A 19912-nucleotide genomic window follows, 5' to 3' on the forward strand; every position below is an offset into this window, starting at 1 on the left:
AGAGATCCAATGCCTTCTGCGTATCTTTTTCTACCCCTCCGGGCCACCCTGTGCGATAAAGATTCGCCAAATTATGCATCGCCTTCCAATGCCCACGCTCAACTGCCTTACTGTATAAGTCCACAATACGTCCCCAAGGACGCAAGGCGTCAGGCTTAGCTAGCGCAACTGCTTCCCGATACCAGGCATCGGCCTGGGGATCGAGAGGTGGCAAATGGTCTTTCTCATTAACGCAGATGAACGGCTTACTGTCGGCCATAGCGGGAACTCCGAAACTCAACAGGAAAATGAATAGACCAATAGAGATTCGCATCGCTCAGTCCACCGTAAGATTTTGACTATAGGGTGTAGTGACATCCCAGAAGCGCAGCAAGTGCGAAGTAAAAGGCTCATCTGCCACCTGGGCCTTCCAGTTATCATCCATCTTCTGATTCCACAATTCGAAGTTTTTTTCGGTCGTTTCGGCCAACCTCCCAACATGCGCCCCCCACAACTCCTCCCGCATCGCCCTCGCCAAATCCGGATTGGGCTGGGCAATCCCCAACTCGCTGTCGCCATGCATGCTGCGGACATTGATATTGGCCGAGCTGAGCAGGGTATAGAGGTCGTCCACCAGCAGCAGCTTGGAGTGCACGTAGATGTGCTTGTAGCGTGCCTTCAACGGTGGTGCCCCGAGGGCGGCCTCGGCTTCGGCGGACAGGCGCGCTGGCGGCGGGCTGCCGGGGGCGGGGTCGCTGGTGGCCAGGGTGGCGACGACCACCTTGAGGCCGGGTGCTTCGGCGAGTTGATAGGGCTTGTCGTCCTCGCCGGTGTTCTTCGCCAGTCCGGGAATCTCCTGCGCGCCGAGATCGCCGAGGCGTTGCTCGACTTCCGGCGTCACACCTTTCTCTTCGAGCGCCTCGATCTTGCGCTCCAGCCGTTCGATGTTGTTTTCCTGGCCGCGCCGGACATAGGGATCGGGATGTAGGTTTTCCCTGACCTGCTTCAACTGCTCCCGCTTTTCCCGCAAGTCATGCGCCAGGTCGCGCTGTACCTGCGGCATCAGTTGCTCCTGGCCCAGGCCTTTCATCATGTCGTAGGTGGTCTTCGAGGCGTCGCTGGAGTCGGGGGTGTTGGTCACGACGAACAGGTACAGGTCGCCGGGCACGCCCCGGGCCTTGCGCACCTGCGCAGTCTTCCGCAGGCGCTCGGCGAAGCCGGCATAACGGAAGTACTGGTTTTCCATGTAGACGTAGTCGGTGGCATTGCCCAGGGCCTTGAGATAGTGCTCCAGGATCGAGCGCTCGTCGTCCTGCGGCTGGGTCCGGCAAATCTGCGCGACGCTGTTGCTGGCGGGCGTGGCGATCTTCGGCAGCGGCAAGGCGTCGCGCTCGGCGGTCAGCGATGGCGTCGAGAACCAGCGCTTGTACCACGGCGTCTCGAGGTCCCAGGCCTCGCTGAAGTTGCGGCTGAGGTCGGCCAGCACCGGTCCCTGGACCTGCATGGAGATATCCTGCCAGGGCCCGAACCCGGGATCGCGACCGGCGGCGCGGTCGTCGAACAGGTGGGCGCTGGTGTCCCAGTAGTTGCGGTGCATGTTGTGACCCATGACGAAGCCGATGGCCTGCGGGCTGCCATAGTCGACCAGGACCATCTTCTGGTGATGGCTGGCGAACTGGGTGAGTACCAGCAACTGGCCGATGCCCAGGTCGTCGTTGCCATCGGCGCGCAACAGGTGGATCAGGCTTTGCAGCCGCCCGTTGACGAGGCGCACTTGCTCGCCGTTCATCACCGGCCTGGCCGTCTGCTCGAAGTCGCGGGTACGGAACTCGACGTTCTGCAACCCACCGCCGCGTACCGCCTTGAACCAGTCGCGGGTGAATATCTGCCCCCAGGGATCCTGGCGGGTGCCGCCGGAACCGCGCTTGCCGCCGTAGCCCTGGGCCTCGCTGCTGTCGAGAGTGCGCTGGATCTCGGCGTTCTCCGCCTCCAGCTCGGCGATGCGCGCCCGCGCGTGGGCGGCGCCCCGCGGGTCGAAGCTCGGCAGCCTGCCTTCGCGGTGCAGCCGTTCCGAGCGTTCCAGGGCTTCCTGCTGCCGCGCGATGAGGTTGAGGTTATGCTGGCGCCGCTGCTCCAGCCGCAGCACCTCGTTGTCCACTGCGCTGCCGCTGGCGACGCCCGAGCCCGCCCAGGTGCCGCCGGAACCGCCGACGCCGGCCCCGGGGATGGTGTTTTCCTTGAGCCTGGCGAGCTGGTTGCTCCAGACCAGCACCCGCGCCTGCACCCCTTCGCGGCCCTTCGTCTGCAGCAATTCGCCGATTCGCGGTCCGTCGGGGCGTTTGAAACGCATGGCCGGGTCGAAGCCCCAGGTGATGATGTCGATGCTGTGCCGGGCCGCTTCCATCGCCGCATGCACCGCGTCGAAGGCCGCCTGGCCATTGATCAGCGGCTTGATGTGCACACCCGCGCGCGGCGGGTAGAAAGCCTTGTTGGCGAACCAGTCGAGGGTCAGCCGGACGCTGCCGGCCTGTTGCGCGTACAGCTTGAGGGTCTGCGGTTTGTACAGGTCGCTCATGGCGTGGGGTCATCCTTGTCGGCGGCGCCGGGCCGCGAGGCGTCGCGCCGGTAGGCGTCCGGGGCGGAACGCGGCTTGTGCTGGGGCATTTCCGCCCGGTAGTCGCGGAACCCCTGTTGGGCGAGCCGATCGTCGACCTGCAGTGCGTCCGGCCGGTCGACCATCTCCACTTCGTAGGCGTGGCCATTGGCCGTCTCGATACGATAGGTGCGTTCGCCCGGAAGCGGTTCGAAGCTGATTGCGCCGCCTTCGTCGGCGATGCCCTCCTCCTTGAGGGCACCGTTGGCGTAGAGCCGATACGGTTGCCTGGCCGCCGATGCCACGCCGGGCAACGGACTGAGTTCGAAACGCAGGAGTTTCTGCGGCGCTTCGCCGATCTTCTGGGCGATGGCTCCCAACAAGGCGCCTCCCGCCGCCGCGGCGTCGGCCGCGAGCGGTTGCAGCGGCGACAGCGCGCGAACGCCGCTACCGATGCCGGGGCTGCCGCCGCTGTTGATCATCACCTGGGCGCCGTCAAGGGTGACACCGCCCGGGTCGAGCCTGGCGAAGCTGCCACCGCCCTTTAGGGTCAGCTCCATGCCTGCCTCGATCACTACCTTGTCGCCGGCCTTGAAATGGATCTCGTCGCCCGCCTCGACGAACTGGCCGGTGCCGATCCTCAGGTGCAACGCGTCGGCGACGCTGAGGTGGTCGGCCGCCTTCAGTTCGACCTTGCGGTCGGCGTGGACCGTGCGCTGTTCCTCGGCCCTGAACTCGCTGTAGCTATCGCCCTCGACCGTGTCGTGGCGCTCATGGCCGACGCGGATCTTCTGGTCGTGCTCGATGTTCTCGTCCCAGTCGCGCTGGGCGTGGACGAAGATCTGTTCCTGGCCCTTGCGGTCCTCGATGCGCAGTTCGTTGAAACCGCCGCCGCCGGGGTAGCTGTCGGTCTTGAAAACGCTGCGGGTCTTGTTCTGCGGCAGTTCGTAGGGCACCCGGTTTTCGCTGTGGTAGAGGCAGCCGGTGACCAGCGGCTGATCCGGATCGCCCTCCAGGAAACCCACCAGGACTTCCATGCCCACCCGCGGGATGGCGACGCCGCCATAGCGTTTGCCCGCCCAGTTGGAGGCGACGCGCAACCAGCAACTGGTGTTGTCGTCGGCCTGGCCGAGGCGATCCCAGAAGAACTGCACCTTGACCCGGCCGTATTGGTCGCAGTGGATGGTCTCGCCGGCGGGGCCGGTCACGACCGCTGTCTGGCAGCCCAGCACGCGTGGCCTGGGATGCTCCAGCGGGGGGCGGAAATGCGCGCTCCAGGGAGTGGCGACGAAACGGTTGCGATAGCCCTGGCGGAAATCGCCCCGGCCCTGCGCGACGTCGCTGTCGATCGACTCTTCCAGTACCTGCGGCTGCCGCCCTTCGTGGAGAACCTCAGTAAGCAGCCAGAGATCGTTCCATTCGCCGCAGGGATGCGCGGACAGCGTCAGGAAGTGTCCGCTGAGCAGCGCCGGTTCGTCGCTTTCGCCCCTGGCCTGTAGGTAGTCGGCGCGATGCCGTTCCAGCGCGCGCCGGCTCAGGTGCTTGCCGCGCTCGCGGTGGGTGAAGCGGCCGGGATAGTCGTAGTCCTCCAGGTCCGGTTGCTGCGCCCCGGGCTGCGGGCCATGGGCGGCCTGCATCTGCAACGCGGGTTGCTCGAAGTCGTAGTCGCGCCGGGTAACCCGGCTGGCACGGGTGTCGAAGCGCACGCCGAAGCGCTTGACCACCGGCTGGTCGGCGACCAGCCCGGCGTCCTGCACGTAGGCGACGGGGCGTTGCAGCCGCGGAAAGGAGGTCTGGTCGTCGCCGAAGACCAGCATATGGCCCTGGGCAGAAAACTCATGGTGGTAATGGATGCCTTCCTCCTCGCAGAGCCTGCTGAGGAACGCCAGGTCGGTTTCGTCGTACTGCGTGCAGTATTCGCGGGCCGGGTACGGCGTCGGGCCCAGCTGGAAGCGGTAGGCGTCGGCGAGAATGCCGTGGCCCTCCAGCACCCGGCCGATGATTTCCGGCACGCTGAGGCGCTGGAAGATGCGTTGGTCGCTGCACAGCCCCAGGTAGGCCAGGCGCGGCTCCAGGGTCGCGCGATAGCCGGTCAGGCGCTTGCCGGAGTCCCCCTGGGCGATGCTGGTGAGCTGTCCGTGGACCCCTTGCCCGCTCGGCGAGAGGATCAGGAAGGCCGGCTGGTGCAGCAGCGCGTCGAGGTCCAGGTCGGATCGCTCGCTGACCAGCTCCAGGTCGAAGCGAAAGGGCTGGCTGATGGCTTCGCGACCGCGGAAGGCGAGTACCTGGAAGTCGTGCCGGAGGTTTTCGATGCGAAGGCTGAAGTGCGTCTGGTTGGCGGGGGCGAACATTCACTGTCCTCTTGGAAACGCAGCCGTGCGTTCCTGGCGTATTCGGTTCCGGGCGCGACGCGCCTGCGCCCGCGCGATGGAAATGCTGGCCGAGAGGATAGAGGAGAACAGTTGTGCAACTCTTTGCGCACTCGGCCTCCCGGCCGCATCAACGCTGACCTCAATAAATTTGTAACAGAAAATTTCCAGAATGCCGACACGGACGCCCCACCCCATCCGCGGCATTCACGTCCGCCAGGACGGGCCAGGCGTCCGCCGCCTCGAGCGCCTCAGGCGTAGCGCTCGTGCCCCCAGGCGAGGAGGCTTTCCAGCAGTTCGCGGATGACCGCGCGGGTCGCTTCGGCGAGGTCCGCGCGGTAAGCGAACGGGGCCTGCTCGTCCATGTAGGTGCACTGCGCCAGCTCCAGCTGGACGGCATGGACGTGCTGCTCCGGCTGGCCGTAGTGGCGGGTGATGTGGCCGCCCTTGAAGCGCCCGTTGAGCACATGGCTGTAGCCTTCGGCGGCAGCGCAGACCGCCTCCAGGCGGGCCGCCAGCGCTGGATCGCAACTGGCGCCGGCGTTGGTGCCGAGATTGAAGTCGGGCAGTCGGCCGTCGAACAGGTGCGGCACGTGGGAACGGATCGAGTGGGCGTCCCAGAGCAGCGCGTAGCCGAACTCGGCCTTCAGCCGCGCCAGTTCCTCGGCGATGGTCCGGTGGTAGGGCGTCCACACTTCGGCCAGGTAGCGCATGCGTTCCTCGGCGGACGGCGCCATGCCTTCGCGGTAGAGCGGCCGGCCGTCGAACAGGGTGTCCGGATACAGGCCGGTAGTGGCGGTGCTGTACAGCGGCTTGTCGTCGGAAGGGCGGTTGAGATCGACTACATAGCGCGAATAGTGGGCAGCCAGGGTGCTGGCGCCCAGTTCCTCGGCGAAATCGTAGAGCCGGGGAATGTGCCAGTCGGTATCGGTCAGCGCCCGCGCCTCCTCCACCAGGCCGGCGTCCACCGCCGGGGTCAGGCGCGTGCCGGGGTGCGGCATGCTGATCAGTAGCGGCACGCGGCCGCGCTTGAAACTCAGGACTTCATCCACGGTATACCTCCTCGGCGTGGCGAATGACGCGTTTCGGCAGATCGCCGCCCAGCCAGTAGGCCAGCTCCGCCGGACGCTCGATGTCCCAGGCGACGAAGTCGGCCAGCTTGCCAACCTCCAGGCTGCCGTGGCGGGCTTCCAGCCCCAGCGCCCGGGCGGCGTGCAGGGTGACGCCGGCCAGCGCCTCCTCCGGGGTCAGGCGGAACAGGGTACAGGCCATGTTCAGCATCAGGCGCAACGACAGCGCTGGCGAGGTGCCGGGATTGAGATCGCTGGCAATGGCCATGGCCACGCCGTGCCGGCGCAGGGCATCGATCGGCGGCAGCTGGGTCTCGCGCAACAGGTAGAAGGCGCCCGGCAGCAGCACCGCGACGGTGCCCGCCTCGCCCATGGACCGGGCGTCGTCCTCGGTCATGTACTCCAGATGGTCGGCCGACAAAGCCCGGTAGCGCGCCGCCAGGCTGGAACCGTGCAGCGAGGATAGCTGCTCGGCGTGCAGCTTCACCGGCAGGCCCAGCTCGCGGGCGGCGATGAATACCCGCTCGACCTGCGCCGGGGAAAACGCCAGGTGCTCGCAGAAGGCGTCCACCGCGTCCACCAGTCCCTCTCCGGCCAGCGCGGGGAGCATCGTCGAGCAGATATGCTCGATGTAGTCGTCGGCGCGCCCGGCGTATTCCGGCGGTAGCGCATGGGCGGCCAGGCAGGTGCTGCGCACGGTCGCCGGCAGGCGTTCGCCGAGGCGGCGGATGACTCGTAGCATCTTGCGTTCGCTGGCCAGGTCGAGGCCGTAGCCGGACTTGATCTCCAGCGCCGTCACGCCGTCGCGCAGCAAGGGGTCCAGGCGCTTGCGCGCGCTGGCCAGCAATTCTTCCTCGCTGGCCTCGCGGGTGGCGCGTACGGTGCTGGCGATACCGCCGCCGGCGGCGGCGATCTCGGCGTAGCTGACGCCCTCCAGGCGCTGCTCGAATTCGCCGCTGCGGTTGCCGCCGAACACCGCGTGGGTGTGGCAGTCGATCAACCCCGGGGTCAGCCAGGCGCCATCGAGGTCGATGCGTTCGGCGTAGTCGTCGGGCGGCAGTTCGGCGCGCGGGCCGATCCAGTGGATCAGCGGACCGTCGGTGACCAGGGCGGCGTCCTCGACAATCGAGTACTTGCCGCCCTTGAGGGTGGCGGCATGGCAATGCTGCCAGAGTCGTTTCATTGCAGGTCTCCTATGCTCGCGGCCAGCCGGGCGAGACTCTTCCGCTCGCCGAGGATGGCCGCCGCGCTGGCGATGTCAGGAGCCAGCCAGCGGTCGGTGTCGTACGCGGGCACGCGCTCGCGCAGGATGCCCCAGGCCGCCGCGGTGCCCTGGCCGAAGCGTTGCGGGGCGAGGAATTCGAAGGCCTGGGCGGCCAGCAGGTACTCGATGGCGAGGATCCGCCGGAGGTTCTCCAGGGCCCTGCCAAGCTTGAGCGCGGCACTGGTGCCGAGGCTCAGGTGGTCCTCCTGGAGCGCCGAGGTGACGAAGTTGTCGACCACCGCCGGCTGCGCCAGCTGGCGATTCTCGCCGGCCAGGGAGGCGGCGACGTACTGGGTGATCATCATCCCCGAGTTGACTCCCGGCTTGCCCACCAGGAACGCCGGCAGGCCGCTGACCAGCGGGTTGACCAGGCGATCCAGGCGCCGCTCGGCGACCCCGCCCAGCTCGGCCACGGCGATCGCCAGCAGGTCGGCGGCCATCGCCACCGATTCGCCGTGGGGATTGGCCTGGGATACCACCCGGTAGGCCTCCGGCGTACCCAGCAGCAGCGGGTTGTCGGTGGCCGAGTTGAGTTCGGTCTCTATCTGCCGCGCCGCGTGGGCCAACTGGTCACGGCAGGCGCCATGGATCTGCGGTATCGAGCGGATGCTCAGGGCATCCTGGGTGCGGATGCCGCGGGCGTTCTCCAGCACCTGGCTGCCAGCCAGCAAGGCCCGCAGATTGGCGGCGACCCGCTGCATCCCGGGATGCGGCTTGAGCGCAACGATCTCGGCGTCGAACGCCGCCAGTTGGCCGCGCAGGGCCTCGAAGCTCATCGCCCCGATCACGTCGGCCCACTGCGCCAGGCGCTGCGCGTCGTCCAGGGCCAGGCAGGCGAGGCCGGTCATGCACGGCGTGCCGTTGACCAGGCAGAGCCCGTCCTTGGCTCCCAGGCGCACCGTCGCCAGGCCTTCCGCCGCCAACGCGGCGGCGGCCGGCACGACGCTGCCGCGGTAGCTGACCTCGCCGATGCCGAGCAGGGCGATGCCGACGTGCGCCATGTGGGTCAGGTAGCCCACCGAGCCCTGGGCCGGCACCTGCGGGGTAATCCCGTGGTTGAGCAGCGCCAGCAGCCCTTCCACCAGCGAACGGTCGAGCCCGGACTTACCCTGGCTGTAGTTGGCGACGGCGGCACAGATGATCGCCCGGGTCTGTTCGTCGCGCAGCGGCTCGCCGACCCCGCAGGCATGGCTGAGCAAGGTGTTGCGCGACAGCTCGGCGAGCTGCTCGCCTTCCAGCAGGACGTCGCACAGCGCGCCGAGGCCGGTACTGATGCCGTAGGCACGCTCGCCATTGGCGACGATACGGCAGACGATGGCGCGGGCGTTGTCGATCCGTGCCCAGGCCGCCGCCGACAGTTCCAGGCGCGCACCGTGCCGGGCCACCGCGACCAGTTCCTGCCAACGCAGCGGACCGTCGCCGAACACGACGCTCGGTAGGTCGCTCATAGGTTCGCCACCCGCCGCTGGACGAAGCGGTCGACGTAGTCGTCGGCCGGCTGGTGGAGGATTTCCCGTGGTGTGCCGACCTGGATCAGTTGGCCGTCCTTGAGGATCGCGATGCGGTTGCCGATGCGTACCGCCTCGTCGAGGTCGTGGGTGATGAAGACGATGGTCTTGTGCAGGGTTTTCTGCAGTTCCAGCAACTGGTCCTGCATGTCCGCGCGGATCAACGGGTCGAGGGCGCTGAAGGCCTCGTCCATGAGAATGATCTCGGTGTCGGCGGCCAGCGCGCGGGCCAGGCCGACGCGCTGGCGCATGCCGCCGGAAAGCTGGTGCGGATAGGACTTCTCGTAGCCCTTCAGGCCCACCGTGGCGATCCAGTGCAGGGCCCGCTCGTGACACTGCGCCCGGCTTTCGCCGCGAACCTTCAGGCCGTAGGCGACATTGTCGAGCACGCTCTTGTGCGGCAGCAGGCCGAAACTCTGGAACACCATGCTGATCTTGCGCCGGCGGAATTGCCGGAGGGCTTCCATGTCGTAGCGCAGGATGTCCTCGCCATCCACCAGTATCTCGCCGCTGGTGGGGTCGATCAGGCGGTTGAAATGGCGCACCAGGGTCGACTTGCCGGAACCCGACAGGCCCATGATCACGAAGATCTCGCCAGCACCGATGGTCAGCGACAGGTCGTTGACGCCGACCACGCAGCCGGTCTGCGCCAGCACTTCGGCCTTGCTGCGTCCCTGGCGGATCAGCGCCAGCGCGGCATCGGCGCGCGGGCCGAAGATCTTGAACACGTTCTTCACTTCGATCTTGTTCATCTGCGCACCGCTCATTTGCTCGTCTCGTGCCGGGAACGGCCGTAGGCCTGGGTGATGCGGTCGATCACCACCGCGAGGATGACGATCGCCAGGCCGGCTTCCAGGCCCTTGCCCACGTTCAGCGTCTGGATGCCCACCAGTACGTCTTCGCCGAGGCCGCGGGCGCCGATCATCGAAGCGATCACCACCATCGACAGGGCCATCATGGTGGTCTGGTTGATCCCCGCCATGATGCTCGGCAGGGCCAGCGGCAACTGCACGCCGAACAGCTGCTGCCAGCGGTTGGCGCCGAAGGCGTTGACCGCCTCCATCACCTCGCTGTCGACCTGGCGGATGCCCAGGTCGGTGAGGCGGATCAGCGGCGGCGCGGCATAGATCACGGTGGCGAAGATCGCCGGCACCTTGCCCAGGCCGAACAGCATCAGCACCGGGATCAGGTACACGAAGCTGGGCATGGTCTGCATGATGTCCAGCAGCGGCATCAGTACCGCGCGCAGGCGGTTGCTGCGCGCGGCGAGGATGCCCAGGGGGATGCCGATCAGCACCGAGATGAAGGTCGCCACCAGCATCAGCGCGAGGGTCTGCATCAGCTTGTCCCAGAGGCCGACGGCGCCGACCAGGAACAGCAGGCCGGTGATCACCAGGGTCGGCAGCAGGCGCCGGGTGGCGTGCCAGGCGATCGCCGCGACGATCGCCAGCAATAGCCACCAGGGCGTGGCGCGGAGCAGCCCTTCGAGGTTGACGATAGCCCACAGCAGGGTGTCGGAGATCTTGCGGAACAGGTCGCCGTAGTTGGTCACCAGGGCGTCGACCCAAGCGTTGACCCAGTCGGCGATGGAAAATGTCAGGCGTTCGGGAAACATGGTCTGCTCTCGTCGGTCGTGGGTTCAGAGTGCCGCTTCGATCTTCTTCGCCGTGTCCTCGTCGACCCAGGCGTGCCAGACCTCGGGGTGCTCCTTGAGGAACTCGCGCGCCAGGCGCGCTGCATCGATCCTGTCCTTGGCCATCCGCGCCAGGTCGCTGTTCAGCAGCTCCGCCGGCAGGTTGACCTTCTCCAGCACCGCCACCAGCTCCGGCGCCTGGTCGTGGAAGGTCCGCGACAGGCCGACCTGGATCCTGATGCGCTTGTCGACGCCGGGCCTTTCCTCCAGGCGCACCAGGTCGGCACGGCCCATCAGCGGCGTCGGCGACCAGTAGTAGAACAGGATAGGCTCGCCGCGCCGATAGCTCGACAGCACCGCCGCGTCCAGTGCCGGGCCGGTGCCCGGACGGAAATTGGTGAACGTCTCCTCCAGGCCGTAGCTTTTCAGCATCTCGCTGTTCTCCAGCTCGCAGGTCCAGCCGGCCGGGCAATTGTAGAAGCGCCCCTTGCCCGGTTCTTCCGGGTCGCGGAAGACCTCGGCGTACTGCGCCAGGTCGGCGATAGAGCGCAGCTTCGGCGCCTTCGCCTCGAGCTTGCGCTGCGGGTCGCCCTCGATCACGTAGCGCGGCACGTACCAGCCCTCCACCGCGCCGACGATGGGTTCGCCGACGCCGACCACCTTGCCGGCCGCGGCGGCCTTGTTCCAGGCGTCGCTGCGGCCGATCCACTCCTCGGCGAAGACCTGGATGTCATTGGTGCTCAGCGCCTGCTCCATGGTGATCGAGTTGCCCGGCAGGCTGTCGGTGGTACAGCCGTAGCCCTTGGCCAGGACGAACTGCATCAGCTCGGTGAGCAGCGTCCCGCTCTCCCAGTTCAGCCCGGCGAATTTCACCGCCTTGCCGGACTCGCACCAGCCTTCCGCCTGGGCGCCCGCCGCGGCGGCGAGCAGGCCGAGGGCACAGAGAACACTCAACATCGACTTCTTGTATCGCATGGTTCGACGCTCCAGATGCACGATTGGGAAAGGCAGTTGGAAAACCTGCGGGCCGCGCCCGGGGGAACGGCCTCGATCGTTGTTATTGGCCGGCGGCTCAGGCCGCCGTCGGTTCCGTCACAGCCCTCCCTGGGCCTGAAGCACGCCATGCGCGGCATCGCCCTTCGGCCTGACCCAGCGCCGGTAGGCGATCACCAGCACGGCGATCCAGATAGCCCCGACCCACAGGGCCGGGCGGGTGTCCGGGAAATAGCCGAGCACCACGAAGATGAACAACATGAAGACGATCGCCGCCGCCGGCGCGAATGGCCACAGCGGCACCGGGAACTTCAGCGCGGCGACCTGGCGCGGCCCCATGCGCCGGCGCATGCCGACCTGGGCCAGGAGGATCATCAGCCAGACCCACACGGTGGCGAAGGTGGCGATGGAAGCAATCAGCAGGAATACGCTCTGCGGGATCAGGTAGTTCAGCGCCACGCCGAGCAGCAGGGCCACCGCCATCAGCAGCACGGTCATCCACGGCACGCCGTGCCGCGACACCCGCGAGAAGCCGACCGGCGCCTGGCCCTGGCGGGCCATGCCGTAGAGCATGCGACCGGCGCCGAAGATGTCGCTGTTGATCGCCGAGATCGCCGCGGTGATCACCACGACATTGAGGATCGCCGCGGCCGACTCGATCCCCAGGCCGTCGAAGATCTGCACGAAGGGACTGCCGTTGCTGCCGATCTGCTGCCAGGGGAAGATCGCCATCAGCACGAACAGGGTCAGCACGTAGAACAGCAGGATGCGCAGCGGCACCGCATTGATCGCCCGCGGGATCACCCGCTGCGGGTCCTGCGCCTCGCCGGCGGTGATGCCGATGATCTCGATGCCGCCGAAGGCGAACACCACCACCGACAGCGAGGCGACCAGCCCGGCCCAGCCGTTGGGCAGGAAGCCACCGTGCTGCCACAGGTTGTGCACGCCGGTGGCGGACGTCGCCGCGCCGTCCAGGCTGAAGCCGAAGAACATGATGCCGAGCCCGGCGAGGATCATCGCGACGATGGCGCCGACCTTGACCAGCGACAGCCAGAACTCCAGCTCGCCGAAGACCTTGACATGGCAGAGGTTCAGCCCGCCGATGAACAGCACGATGGACAGTACCCAGATCCAGCGCGGCACGTCGGGAAACCAGAACCCCATGTAGATGCCGAACGCGGTGACATCGGCGAGGCAGACGATGATCATCTCGAAAGCGTAGGTCCAGCCGGTGACGAACCCGGCCAGGGGGCCGAGATAGCTGCTGGCGTAATGGCCGAACGAGCCGGACACCGGCTCGTGCACCGCCATCTCGCCGAGCGCGCGCATCACCATGTACACCGCCGCGCCGGCGACCAGGTAGGCCAGCAGCACCGCCGGCCCGGCCATCTGGATGGCCGATGCGGAACCGTAGAACAGGCCGGTGCCGATCGCCGACCCCAGTGCCATGAAACGAATATGACGGGCGTTCAGCCCGCGCCGAAGCCCCGTGTCGTGCGTCATCCCTCGGCTCTCCTGTTGTTGTTCTTGCTGGAGCGCCCCGGCCGAGCGGCCGGGGGCGGGTATCAAAGGCTCGGCAACAGCCGGGCCGGCAGCAGCGCGTTCAGGCAACCGCTGGCGAGCAACTGGCTGGCGGCCTCGATGTCAGGGGCGAAGAAGCGATCCTCCTGGTAGTACGGCACCTTGTCGCGCAGCAGGCGGCGAGCCTGCTCCAGCTTCGGCGAACTCTTCAGGCCCTCACGGAAGTCCAGGCCCTGGCAGGCGCCCAGCCATTCCACGGCGAGAATCCCGCGGACGTTCTCGGCCATCGCCCAGAGCCGTTTGCCGGCGTTCGGCGCCATCGACACGTGGTCTTCCTGGTTGGCCGAGGTCGGCAGGCTGTCGACGCTGGCCGGATGGGCCAGGGCCTTGTTGTCGCTGGCCAGCGCGGCGGCGGTGACCTGGGCGATCATGAAGCCGGAGTTGACCCCGCCGTTGGCCACCAGGAACGGCGGCAACTGCGACATGTGCATGTCCATCATCAGCGAGATGCGCCGTTCCGACAGCGAACCGATCTCGGCCAACGCCAGGGCCAGGTTGTCGGCGGCCATCGCCACCGGTTCGGCGTGGAAGTTGCCGCCGGAGATCACGTCGCCCTCGGCGGCGAATACCAGCGGGTTGTCGGACACCGCGTTGGCTTCGATCTCCAGCACCTCGGCGGCCTGGCGCATCTGGGTCAGGCAGGCGCCCATCACCTGCGGCTGGCAACGCAGCGAATAGGGGTCCTGGACCTTGTCGCACTTCTCATGGGAACGCGCCACCTCGCTGCTGGCGGTGAGCAGGTCGCGATAGGCCGCGGCCACGTCGATCTGCCCACGCTGGCCGCGCGCGGCGTGGATGCGCGCATCGAACGGCGCCCGCGAACCGAGCATGGCCTCGACGCTGAGCCCGCCGCAGACGGTGGCGGCGGCGAACAGGTCCTCGGCCTCGAACAACCCGCGCAGCGCGTAGGCGGTGGACACCTGGGTACCATTGAGCAGGGCCAGGCCTTCCTTCGCCGCCAGGGTCAGCGGCTCCAGCCCGGCCACCGCCAGCGCCTCGGCGGCCGGCAGCCACTCACCGCGATGGCGCGCCCGGCTTTCGCCGATCAGCACCAGCGACATGTGCGCCAGCGGCGCCAGGTCGCCGGAGGCGCCCACCGAGCCTTTCAGCGGGATGTGCGGATAGACCTCGGCGTTGATCAGCGCGATCAGCGCGTCGATCACCTTGCGGCGGATGCCGGAGAACCCGCGAGCCAGGCTGTTCACCTTGAGCAGCATGACCAGCCGCACCATGGCGTCGTCCAGCGCCTCGCCGACGCCGGCGGCATGGGACAGGACGATGGAGCGCTGGAGCTTCTCCAGGTCGGCCGGGGAGATCCGCGTCGAGGCCAGCAGGCCGAAACCGGTATTGATGCCGTAGGCGGTGCGGCCCTCGGCGATGATGTTCTCGACACAGGCGACGCTGGCGGCGACCGGCGCGTCGGCGCTGGGATCCAGGCTCAGGCGCACGGGGGCCAGGTAGGCTTGGCGCAGGTCGGCCAGGGTCAGCTGGCCGGGTTTCAGATGCAGGCTCATCGAAGGCTCCTTGTTCGGTTCGGCGGGCTCGGCAGCGCCGTCCGCCGGCGGCGTTTCATGGGATTGAAGGCGGCCGCGCCGCCCTGGAAATTCGTCTCAGGCCCCGTGCGCGGGACGTTCGAAGGCGCCGGGATCGGCCGGCAGGATCATTCGCGCCGGGGCCTGGCGCGTGGCCTTGCGCCGCGCCACCAGGTAGTAGAGGACCGCCGGCACCAGCAAGCCGATGATCCAGGAGATATCCACGCCGCCGAGGTGCTCGACCATCGGTCCGGTGTACAGCGTGGTCGCCAGGAACGGCATCTGCACCAGCACGCCGAGGGTATAGACGGCGATTCCCGGCAGGTTCCAGCGACCGTAGCGGCCGTCGGGGTCGGCCAGCGCGGGCACGTCATAGCGCTCGCGGGTGATGAAGTAGTAGTCGACCAGGTTCACCGCGCTCCACGGGGTGAAGAAGGTCAGCAGGAACAGGATGAAGGACTTGAACGCAGCGAGGAACGAGTGCTGGCCGAGCAGCGCGATGAGCGTCGAGGCGCCGACGATCGCGAGGACGAAGAACAGGCGTTGCACGCGGGTGATCTCCAGTTGACCGCGTACGCTGCTGATGATGGTCGCGATGCACATGAAGCTTCCGTAGGAGTTCAGCGTGGAAATGGTCACCTTGCCGAAGGCGATGCTGAAGTAGAGCAGCGCGGCGACGGTCCCGCTGCTGCCCAGGCCGACGATGTAGGCCACCTCGCGGCCGGCGAACTGGCCGTTGGCCAGGGCTGCGGAGAACACCCCGAGGACCATCGAGGCCTGGGCGCCGAGCACCGAGCCGAGGCCGACGGCGAGGAAGGTCTTCCACGACGAGGTGGACGCCGGCAGGTAGCGTGAATAGTCGGCCACGTAGGGGCCGAAGGCGATCTGCCAGGACGCCGCCAGGGACACCGCGAGGAGGAACGAGGCCCAGCTGAAGTGGCGGATGGCGAGCAGATCGCCGATGTCGCTGAGCAGCATCAGGCGGCTGAACAGGTAGACGAAGGCGATGATGCCGAGGACGCTGGCGATCCGCCCGATGATGTGGATGACGCGATAGCCGAGCACCGTCACCAGGACGATGAAGGCGGCGAAGATGAAGATCCCGGCGCTGTCGCTGAGCCCGGTGAGCTGGCCGATGGCCTGGCCGGAAAGCACCGTGCCGGTGGCGGTGAAGCCCAGGTACATCAGGCACACCAGGGCGATCGGGATGCAGGCGCCGTAGACGCCGAACTGCACCCGGCTGGAAATCATCTGCGGCAGCCCCAGGCGCGGCCCCTGCGCGGCGTGCAGGGCCATCACCGCACCGCCGAGGAGCTGGCCGATGAGCAGGCCGACCAGCGACCAGAACACGTCGCCGCCGAGGACCACGGCGAGGGCGCCGGTGACGATGGCGGTGATTTGTAGATTAGCCCCCAGCCAGAGGGTGAACTGGCTGTAGAGGCGACCGTGACGCTCGTTCGCCGGGATGTAGTCGATCGAGCGCCGTTCGATCAGTGGCTTGCTGTCGCTGCCCTGGGTCATGCTGCTGTACTCCGCTGCGGCTCGCGCGCCGCCATTCTTGTTGTGGCCTGGTCGGGACAGTGGGCGGCCGCCCCCACGCCCCGCCGGCGTGGAGGCGGTTTCCGAGGTCAGCGCTGGGCGGTGATCATCGGCAGGTTCAGGCCCTGCTCCTTCGCGCAATCGATGGCGACCTGGTAGCCGGCGTCGGCGTGCCGCATCACCCCGGTTCCCGGGTCGTTGGTCAGCACGCGGGCGATGCGTTCGGCGGCCTCGTCGCTACCGTCGCAGACGATCACCATCCCGGAGTGCTGGGAGAAGCCCATGCCCACGCCGCCGCCGTGGTGCAGCGAGACCCAGGTGGCGCCGCTGGCGGTATTCAGCAGGGCATTCAGCAGCGGCCAGTCGGACACCGCGTCGGAGCCGTCCTGCATGGCCTCGGTCTCGCGGTTGGGGCTGGCCACCGAGCCGGAGTCGAGGTGGTCGCGGCCGATGACGATCGGTGCGGACAGCTCGCCGCTGCGCACCATCTCGTTGAAGGCCAGGCCGAGCTTGGCGCGCAGCCCCAGGCCAACCCAGCAGATGCGCGCCGGCAGGCCCTGGAAGCTGATGCGCTCGCGGGCCATGTCCAGCCAACGGTGCAGGTGGGCATCGTCGGGGATCAGTTGCTTGACCTTGGCGTCGGTCTTGTAGATGTCCTGCGGGTCGCCCGACAGCGCGGCCCAGCGGAACGGACCGATGCCGCGACAGAACAGCGGGCGGATGTAGGCCGGGACGAAGCCGGGGAAATCGAAGGCATTGGCCACCCCCTCTTCCTTGGCCATCTGGCGGATGTTGTTGCCATAGTCGAAGGTCGGCACGCCCTGCTGCTGGAACGCCAGCATGGCCCGCACGTGTACCGCCATGGACTGCTTGGCGGCCTTGACCACGGCGGCCGGGTCGGTCTGCGCGCGGTCGCGGTACTCTTCCCAGCTCCAGCCGGCCGGCAGGTAGCCGTTGAGCGGATCGTGGGCGCTGGTCTGGTCGGTGACCATGTCCGGGCGTACGCCGCGGCGAACCAGTTCCGGAAGGATCTCGGCGGCATTGCCCAGCAGGGCGATGGAGATGGCCTTGCCTTCGGCGGTGTAGCGCTGGATCCGCGCCAGGGCGTCGTCCAGGTCCTTGGCCTGCTCGTCGACGTAGCGACTGCGCAGGCGGAAGTCGATGCGGCTCTGCTGGCACTCGATGTTCAGCGAACAGGCGCCGGCCAGGGTCGCCGCCAGCGGCTGGGCGCCGCCCATGCCGCCAAGGCCGGCGGTAAGCACCCAGCGGCCCTTGAGGTTGCCGTCGTAATGCTGGCGGCCAGCCTCGACGAAGGTTTCGTAGGTGCCCTGGACGATGCCCTGGCTGCCGATGTAGATCCACGAACCGGCGGTCATCTGGCCGTACATCGCCAGGCCCTTGGCGTCCAGTTCGTTGAAGTGTTCCCAGGTCGCCCAGTGCGGCACCAGGTTGGAGTTGGCGATCAGCACCCGCGGCGCGTTGGCGTGGGTCTTGAACACGCCAACCGGCTTGCCGGACTGTACCAGCAGGGTCTCGTCGTCGTTCAGTTGCTTGAGGGTCTCGACGATCCTGTCGTAGCACTCCCAGTTGCGCGCGGCACGGCCGATGCCGCCGTAAACCACCAGTTCCCTGGGGTTCTCCGCGACCTCCGGGTCGAGGTTGTTCATCAGCATGCGCAGCGGCGCTTCGGTCAGCCAGCTCTTGGCGGTCAGCGTAGTGCCGCGCGGGGCGCGGATTTCAATATCGCGGAATTTGCTCGGGGTGGTCACGGCAGGCTCCTGGGCGTGGCGTTCAACGGGCGGCGCCCCGCGAGGGTGCGCCTGAATTCGGGGACGAAGCAGAGGTCGGGCTGGGTCTACCGAACACATCTATGCTTGTACATACAAGTATAAGCAAAGGAAGGGCCAATTCTGCCGTCACGCCCTCCGGCGATATCTGCACACCCCCGTGAATCTCATTCAACCCACTGATTTTTCTGGAGTTAAGAATTAGCGAAGGTGGCCTCTTCTCCGGAAAAGGAACCTGCCGGAACGGCCCTGGATGCACGTGTTCGAAGCGTGCGCGCACCGGTTTGGGGCCTTCGGTAACACCGTTCAGCGCAATTGCGGGTAACCCCAGCCCTGCGCCTGACGCTCGTAGTCGAGGAGAATCCGGTAATGCTCCTCGCCGGCCGGGAGGAAGCTTTTCAGCGCCAGTGTCGCGGCCAGGTGCGGGCACTCGATCAGCGTCAGGTTCAGCGCTTCGAACAGCTCGCGGCGTTGCGCCGCACTCCAGTGCAGCGAGGTGATCAGCGGCAAGGCCGGGCTCGGCGCGCTGCGCCCGAGCACGCGCAGGCCGGCCAGGCGCTCCGGTGCGTGGCGTTGCAGGTAGCCGAAGGTCACTGCATCCACCGAGGTCAGCTCGACCTCACCCGCGGCCACCATCGCCAGGCTGCGCAGGTGGCCGCCGCTGATGCGCACTTCGGCGAAGAACGCCGAGTCTCGCCCCAGCGGCGCCAGCGCATGGCGCAGCAGGTTCATGCCGCTGTTGGAGTCGCGGTCGTTGAGCGCCAGGCGGGTATTGCGGAAGTCGCCGAGGCGCTGGCGCGCCTGTCCTTCGGCGGCGACGAACAGACTGCAATGCTCGCCGGGAGCGCAATCGGGCAAGTCGTAGCTGGGCACCGCGAGCACCGCCACCTGGCCGCGCAACTGGGTCATCAGCGGATAGCCGCAGGTCTGCGCGAACAGCAGGTTAGGCTGTCGCCACTGCACCGCCAGATCGGCGGCGGCCGGCGCGTAACGGCGCACGCCCAGGCGCCGGCAGACCTCGCCGATGAAGGTTGCGCCGGCCTGCCTGACGCAGTCCGGCTCGACATACATGTCCAGCGCCGCCACCACCGGGGTATCGATCATGCTCTCGTCCGCCTGCCTTCAATGCTCGGGATGCACCGGCGCATCCACCGGCCGCCAACCGTGGCGCCGCCATAGACGACCATAGCCGGGCAGGTGGAAATCGCCACTGCGTCGCCGGTAGGCACGGCGGCTTGCGTTATACACGCGCGGCAGCAGGTACCAGGGCAGGCCCGGCAGATCGTGGTGGACCAGATGCAGGTTGTTGTTGAGGAACAGCAGCCGCCACGGCCACCCCGCCTCGACCAGCACGCTGCGCTGCGCCGGCTCGCGGGCCGGACGGTGCTCGTAGAAAGAGCGCAGCATGCTCAGGCCGAGGGCCGGATAGGCCACCGCCGGCAGGTATAGCCAGGGCGGGATACCCGCCCAGCGCCAAAGCCCGGCCAGCAACCCGCCCAGCAGCACGGCATGCAGGCCCCACAGGCGCCAGGCGGCGCCCTCTCCCTGGCGCAACCGCGAACCCTCCAGGCGCGCCATCGCCGCCAGGGCCAGCAGCGGGCCGAGGGTGGCGCGACCGAGCAGGGTCTTGTCCAGGCAGAGCCAGCGCCGCCGCCAGGAGCCCAGGCGCGGCCATTCGGACAGACTGACGTAGCGACTCTCGGGGTCCAGCCCCGGGTAGGTCAGTTGCTCGTCGCGGTGGTGCCGCAAGTGGCTGTCACGGTACAGCGGATAGGGATACCAGACGGCCAGCGGCAGGTAGCCGAGCACGGCGTTGAACCTCGGCCAGCGGGTCGGGTGGCCATGGATCAGCTCATGCTGCAACGACATGTAGAGGGAGGCGAACGGCACCAGCCCCGCCAGCACCGGCCAGCCCCAATGCCGATACTGGCTGGCGAGCAGTGCCCAACCGCCGTACAGGCAGGCGATCAGCAGCCAGGTCGGCCATTCGCTGCGCGCCTGGAAGGTATCCTGGAGCCGCCGCACCAGGGTGCGCTGACGCCCGCTCAGGTAGTGCGCCATGAA

At 67.6% G+C, this 19912-nt stretch carries 14 protein-coding genes and 1 pseudogene; all 15 read right to left on the reverse strand.

Features of this window, described 5'->3' with window-relative positions; genetic code table 11:
* A pseudogene (locus tag HMPREF2581_RS21955) lies at positions 1-313 on the reverse strand (sel1 repeat family protein); the annotation flags it as partial.
* Between the two features lie 3 nt (positions 314-316).
* Positions 317-2554 carry a type VI secrection system-dependent phospholipase D effector PldB gene (gene pldB, locus HMPREF2581_RS21960; protein ID WP_003141825.1) on the reverse strand — a complete coding sequence of 746 codons (2238 nt, stop codon included), beginning with the start codon at positions 2552-2554 and terminating at the stop codon, positions 317-319.
* Positions 2551-4923 (reverse strand): type VI secretion system Vgr family protein, encoded by a 2373-nt coding sequence (locus HMPREF2581_RS21965; protein ID WP_003141826.1) that lies wholly within the window; start codon positions 4921-4923, stop codon positions 2551-2553. The genes pldB and HMPREF2581_RS21965 overlap by 4 nt, the downstream gene beginning before the upstream one ends.
* Positions 4924-5192: 269 nt before the next feature.
* Positions 5193-5993, reverse strand: coding sequence for an N-formylglutamate deformylase (hutG, locus tag HMPREF2581_RS21970; RefSeq protein WP_003117997.1), 801 nt, complete (start codon positions 5991-5993; stop codon positions 5193-5195).
* Entirely contained in the window at positions 5986-7194 is a 1209-nt protein-coding gene (gene hutI, locus HMPREF2581_RS21975) for an imidazolonepropionase (RefSeq protein WP_003141827.1), read from the reverse strand. Before hutI ends, hutG begins: the two co-directional genes overlap by 8 nt.
* Positions 7191-8723: an HAL/PAL/TAL family ammonia-lyase gene (gene hutH, locus HMPREF2581_RS21980; RefSeq protein ID WP_003101754.1), complete on the reverse strand. Its 1533-nt coding sequence runs from the start codon at positions 8721-8723 to the stop codon at positions 7191-7193. The genes hutI and hutH (HMPREF2581_RS21980) overlap by 4 nt, the downstream gene beginning before the upstream one ends.
* Complete coding sequence (locus HMPREF2581_RS21985) at positions 8720-9550, reverse strand: quaternary amine ABC transporter ATP-binding protein (RefSeq protein WP_003135837.1); 831 nt, start codon at positions 9548-9550, stop codon at positions 8720-8722. Before HMPREF2581_RS21985 ends, hutH (HMPREF2581_RS21980) begins: the two co-directional genes overlap by 4 nt.
* Positions 9547-10398, reverse strand: a complete 852-nt coding sequence (locus HMPREF2581_RS21990) for an ABC transporter permease (RefSeq protein WP_003095946.1) — start codon at positions 10396-10398, stop codon at positions 9547-9549. Before HMPREF2581_RS21990 ends, HMPREF2581_RS21985 begins: the two co-directional genes overlap by 4 nt.
* A gap of 24 nt (positions 10399-10422) precedes the next feature.
* Positions 10423-11391 (reverse strand): ABC transporter substrate-binding protein, encoded by a 969-nt coding sequence (locus tag HMPREF2581_RS21995; protein WP_003141828.1) that lies wholly within the window; start codon positions 11389-11391, stop codon positions 10423-10425.
* Positions 11392-11508: 117 nt separating this feature from the next.
* A complete protein-coding gene (locus tag HMPREF2581_RS22000; protein ID WP_003141829.1) occupies positions 11509-12912 on the reverse strand; it encodes an amino acid permease in 1404 nt (467 codons plus the stop codon).
* Positions 12913-12974: 62 nt separating this feature from the next.
* Entirely contained in the window at positions 12975-14504 is a 1530-nt protein-coding gene (gene hutH, locus HMPREF2581_RS22005) for a histidine ammonia-lyase (RefSeq protein ID WP_003095952.1), read from the reverse strand.
* Positions 14505-14600: 96 nt separating this feature from the next.
* The gene (locus tag HMPREF2581_RS22010) at positions 14601-16043 is read right to left on the reverse strand and encodes a purine-cytosine permease family protein (RefSeq protein WP_003095954.1); all 1443 of its coding nucleotides are present in this window, start codon (positions 16041-16043) and stop codon (positions 14601-14603) included.
* A 107-nt stretch (positions 16044-16150) separates the two neighbouring features.
* Entirely contained in the window at positions 16151-17830 is a 1680-nt protein-coding gene (hutU, locus tag HMPREF2581_RS22015; RefSeq protein ID WP_003095958.1) for a urocanate hydratase, read from the reverse strand.
* A 324-nt stretch (positions 17831-18154) separates the two neighbouring features.
* Entirely contained in the window at positions 18155-18952 is a 798-nt protein-coding gene (locus HMPREF2581_RS22020; RefSeq protein ID WP_003095961.1) for a phosphate/phosphite/phosphonate ABC transporter substrate-binding protein, read from the reverse strand.
* Between the two features lie 18 nt (positions 18953-18970).
* Complete coding sequence (locus HMPREF2581_RS22025; RefSeq protein ID WP_003141830.1) at positions 18971-19909, reverse strand: fatty acid desaturase; 939 nt, start codon at positions 19907-19909, stop codon at positions 18971-18973.
* Between the last annotated feature and the right edge of the window lie 3 nt (positions 19910-19912).

Origin of the sequence: Pseudomonas sp. HMSC057H01, assembly GCF_001836405.1 — a bacterium.
GTDB lineage: Bacteria > Pseudomonadota > Gammaproteobacteria > Pseudomonadales > Pseudomonadaceae > Pseudomonas > Pseudomonas aeruginosa.

Coding starts and splice junctions, on each gene's coding strand:
- pldB (WP_003141825.1), bottom strand. CDS start 2,554: ATGAGCGACCTGTACAAACCGCAGACCCTCAAGCTGTACGCGCAACAG.
- HMPREF2581_RS21965 (WP_003141826.1), bottom strand. CDS start 4,923: ATGTTCGCCCCCGCCAACCAGACGCACTTCAGCCTTCGCATCGAAAAC.
- hutI (WP_003141827.1), bottom strand. CDS start 7,194: ATGAAACGACTCTGGCAGCATTGCCATGCCGCCACCCTCAAGGGCGGC.
- hutH (WP_003101754.1), bottom strand. CDS start 8,723: ATGAGCGACCTACCGAGCGTCGTGTTCGGCGACGGTCCGCTGCGTTGG.
- HMPREF2581_RS21985 (WP_003135837.1), bottom strand. CDS start 9,550: ATGAGCGGTGCGCAGATGAACAAGATCGAAGTGAAGAACGTGTTCAAG.
- HMPREF2581_RS21990 (WP_003095946.1), bottom strand. CDS start 10,398: ATGTTTCCCGAACGCCTGACATTTTCCATCGCCGACTGGGTCAACGCT.
- HMPREF2581_RS21995 (WP_003141828.1), bottom strand. CDS start 11,391: ATGCGATACAAGAAGTCGATGTTGAGTGTTCTCTGTGCCCTCGGCCTG.
- HMPREF2581_RS22000 (WP_003141829.1), bottom strand. CDS start 12,912: ATGACGCACGACACGGGGCTTCGGCGCGGGCTGAACGCCCGTCATATT.
- hutH (WP_003095952.1), bottom strand. CDS start 14,504: ATGAGCCTGCATCTGAAACCCGGCCAGCTGACCCTGGCCGACCTGCGC.
- HMPREF2581_RS22010 (WP_003095954.1), bottom strand. CDS start 16,043: ATGACCCAGGGCAGCGACAGCAAGCCACTGATCGAACGGCGCTCGATC.
- HMPREF2581_RS22020 (WP_003095961.1), bottom strand. CDS start 18,952: ATGATCGATACCCCGGTGGTGGCGGCGCTGGACATGTATGTCGAGCCG.
- HMPREF2581_RS22025 (WP_003141830.1), bottom strand. CDS start 19,909: ATGGCGCACTACCTGAGCGGGCGTCAGCGCACCCTGGTGCGGCGGCTC.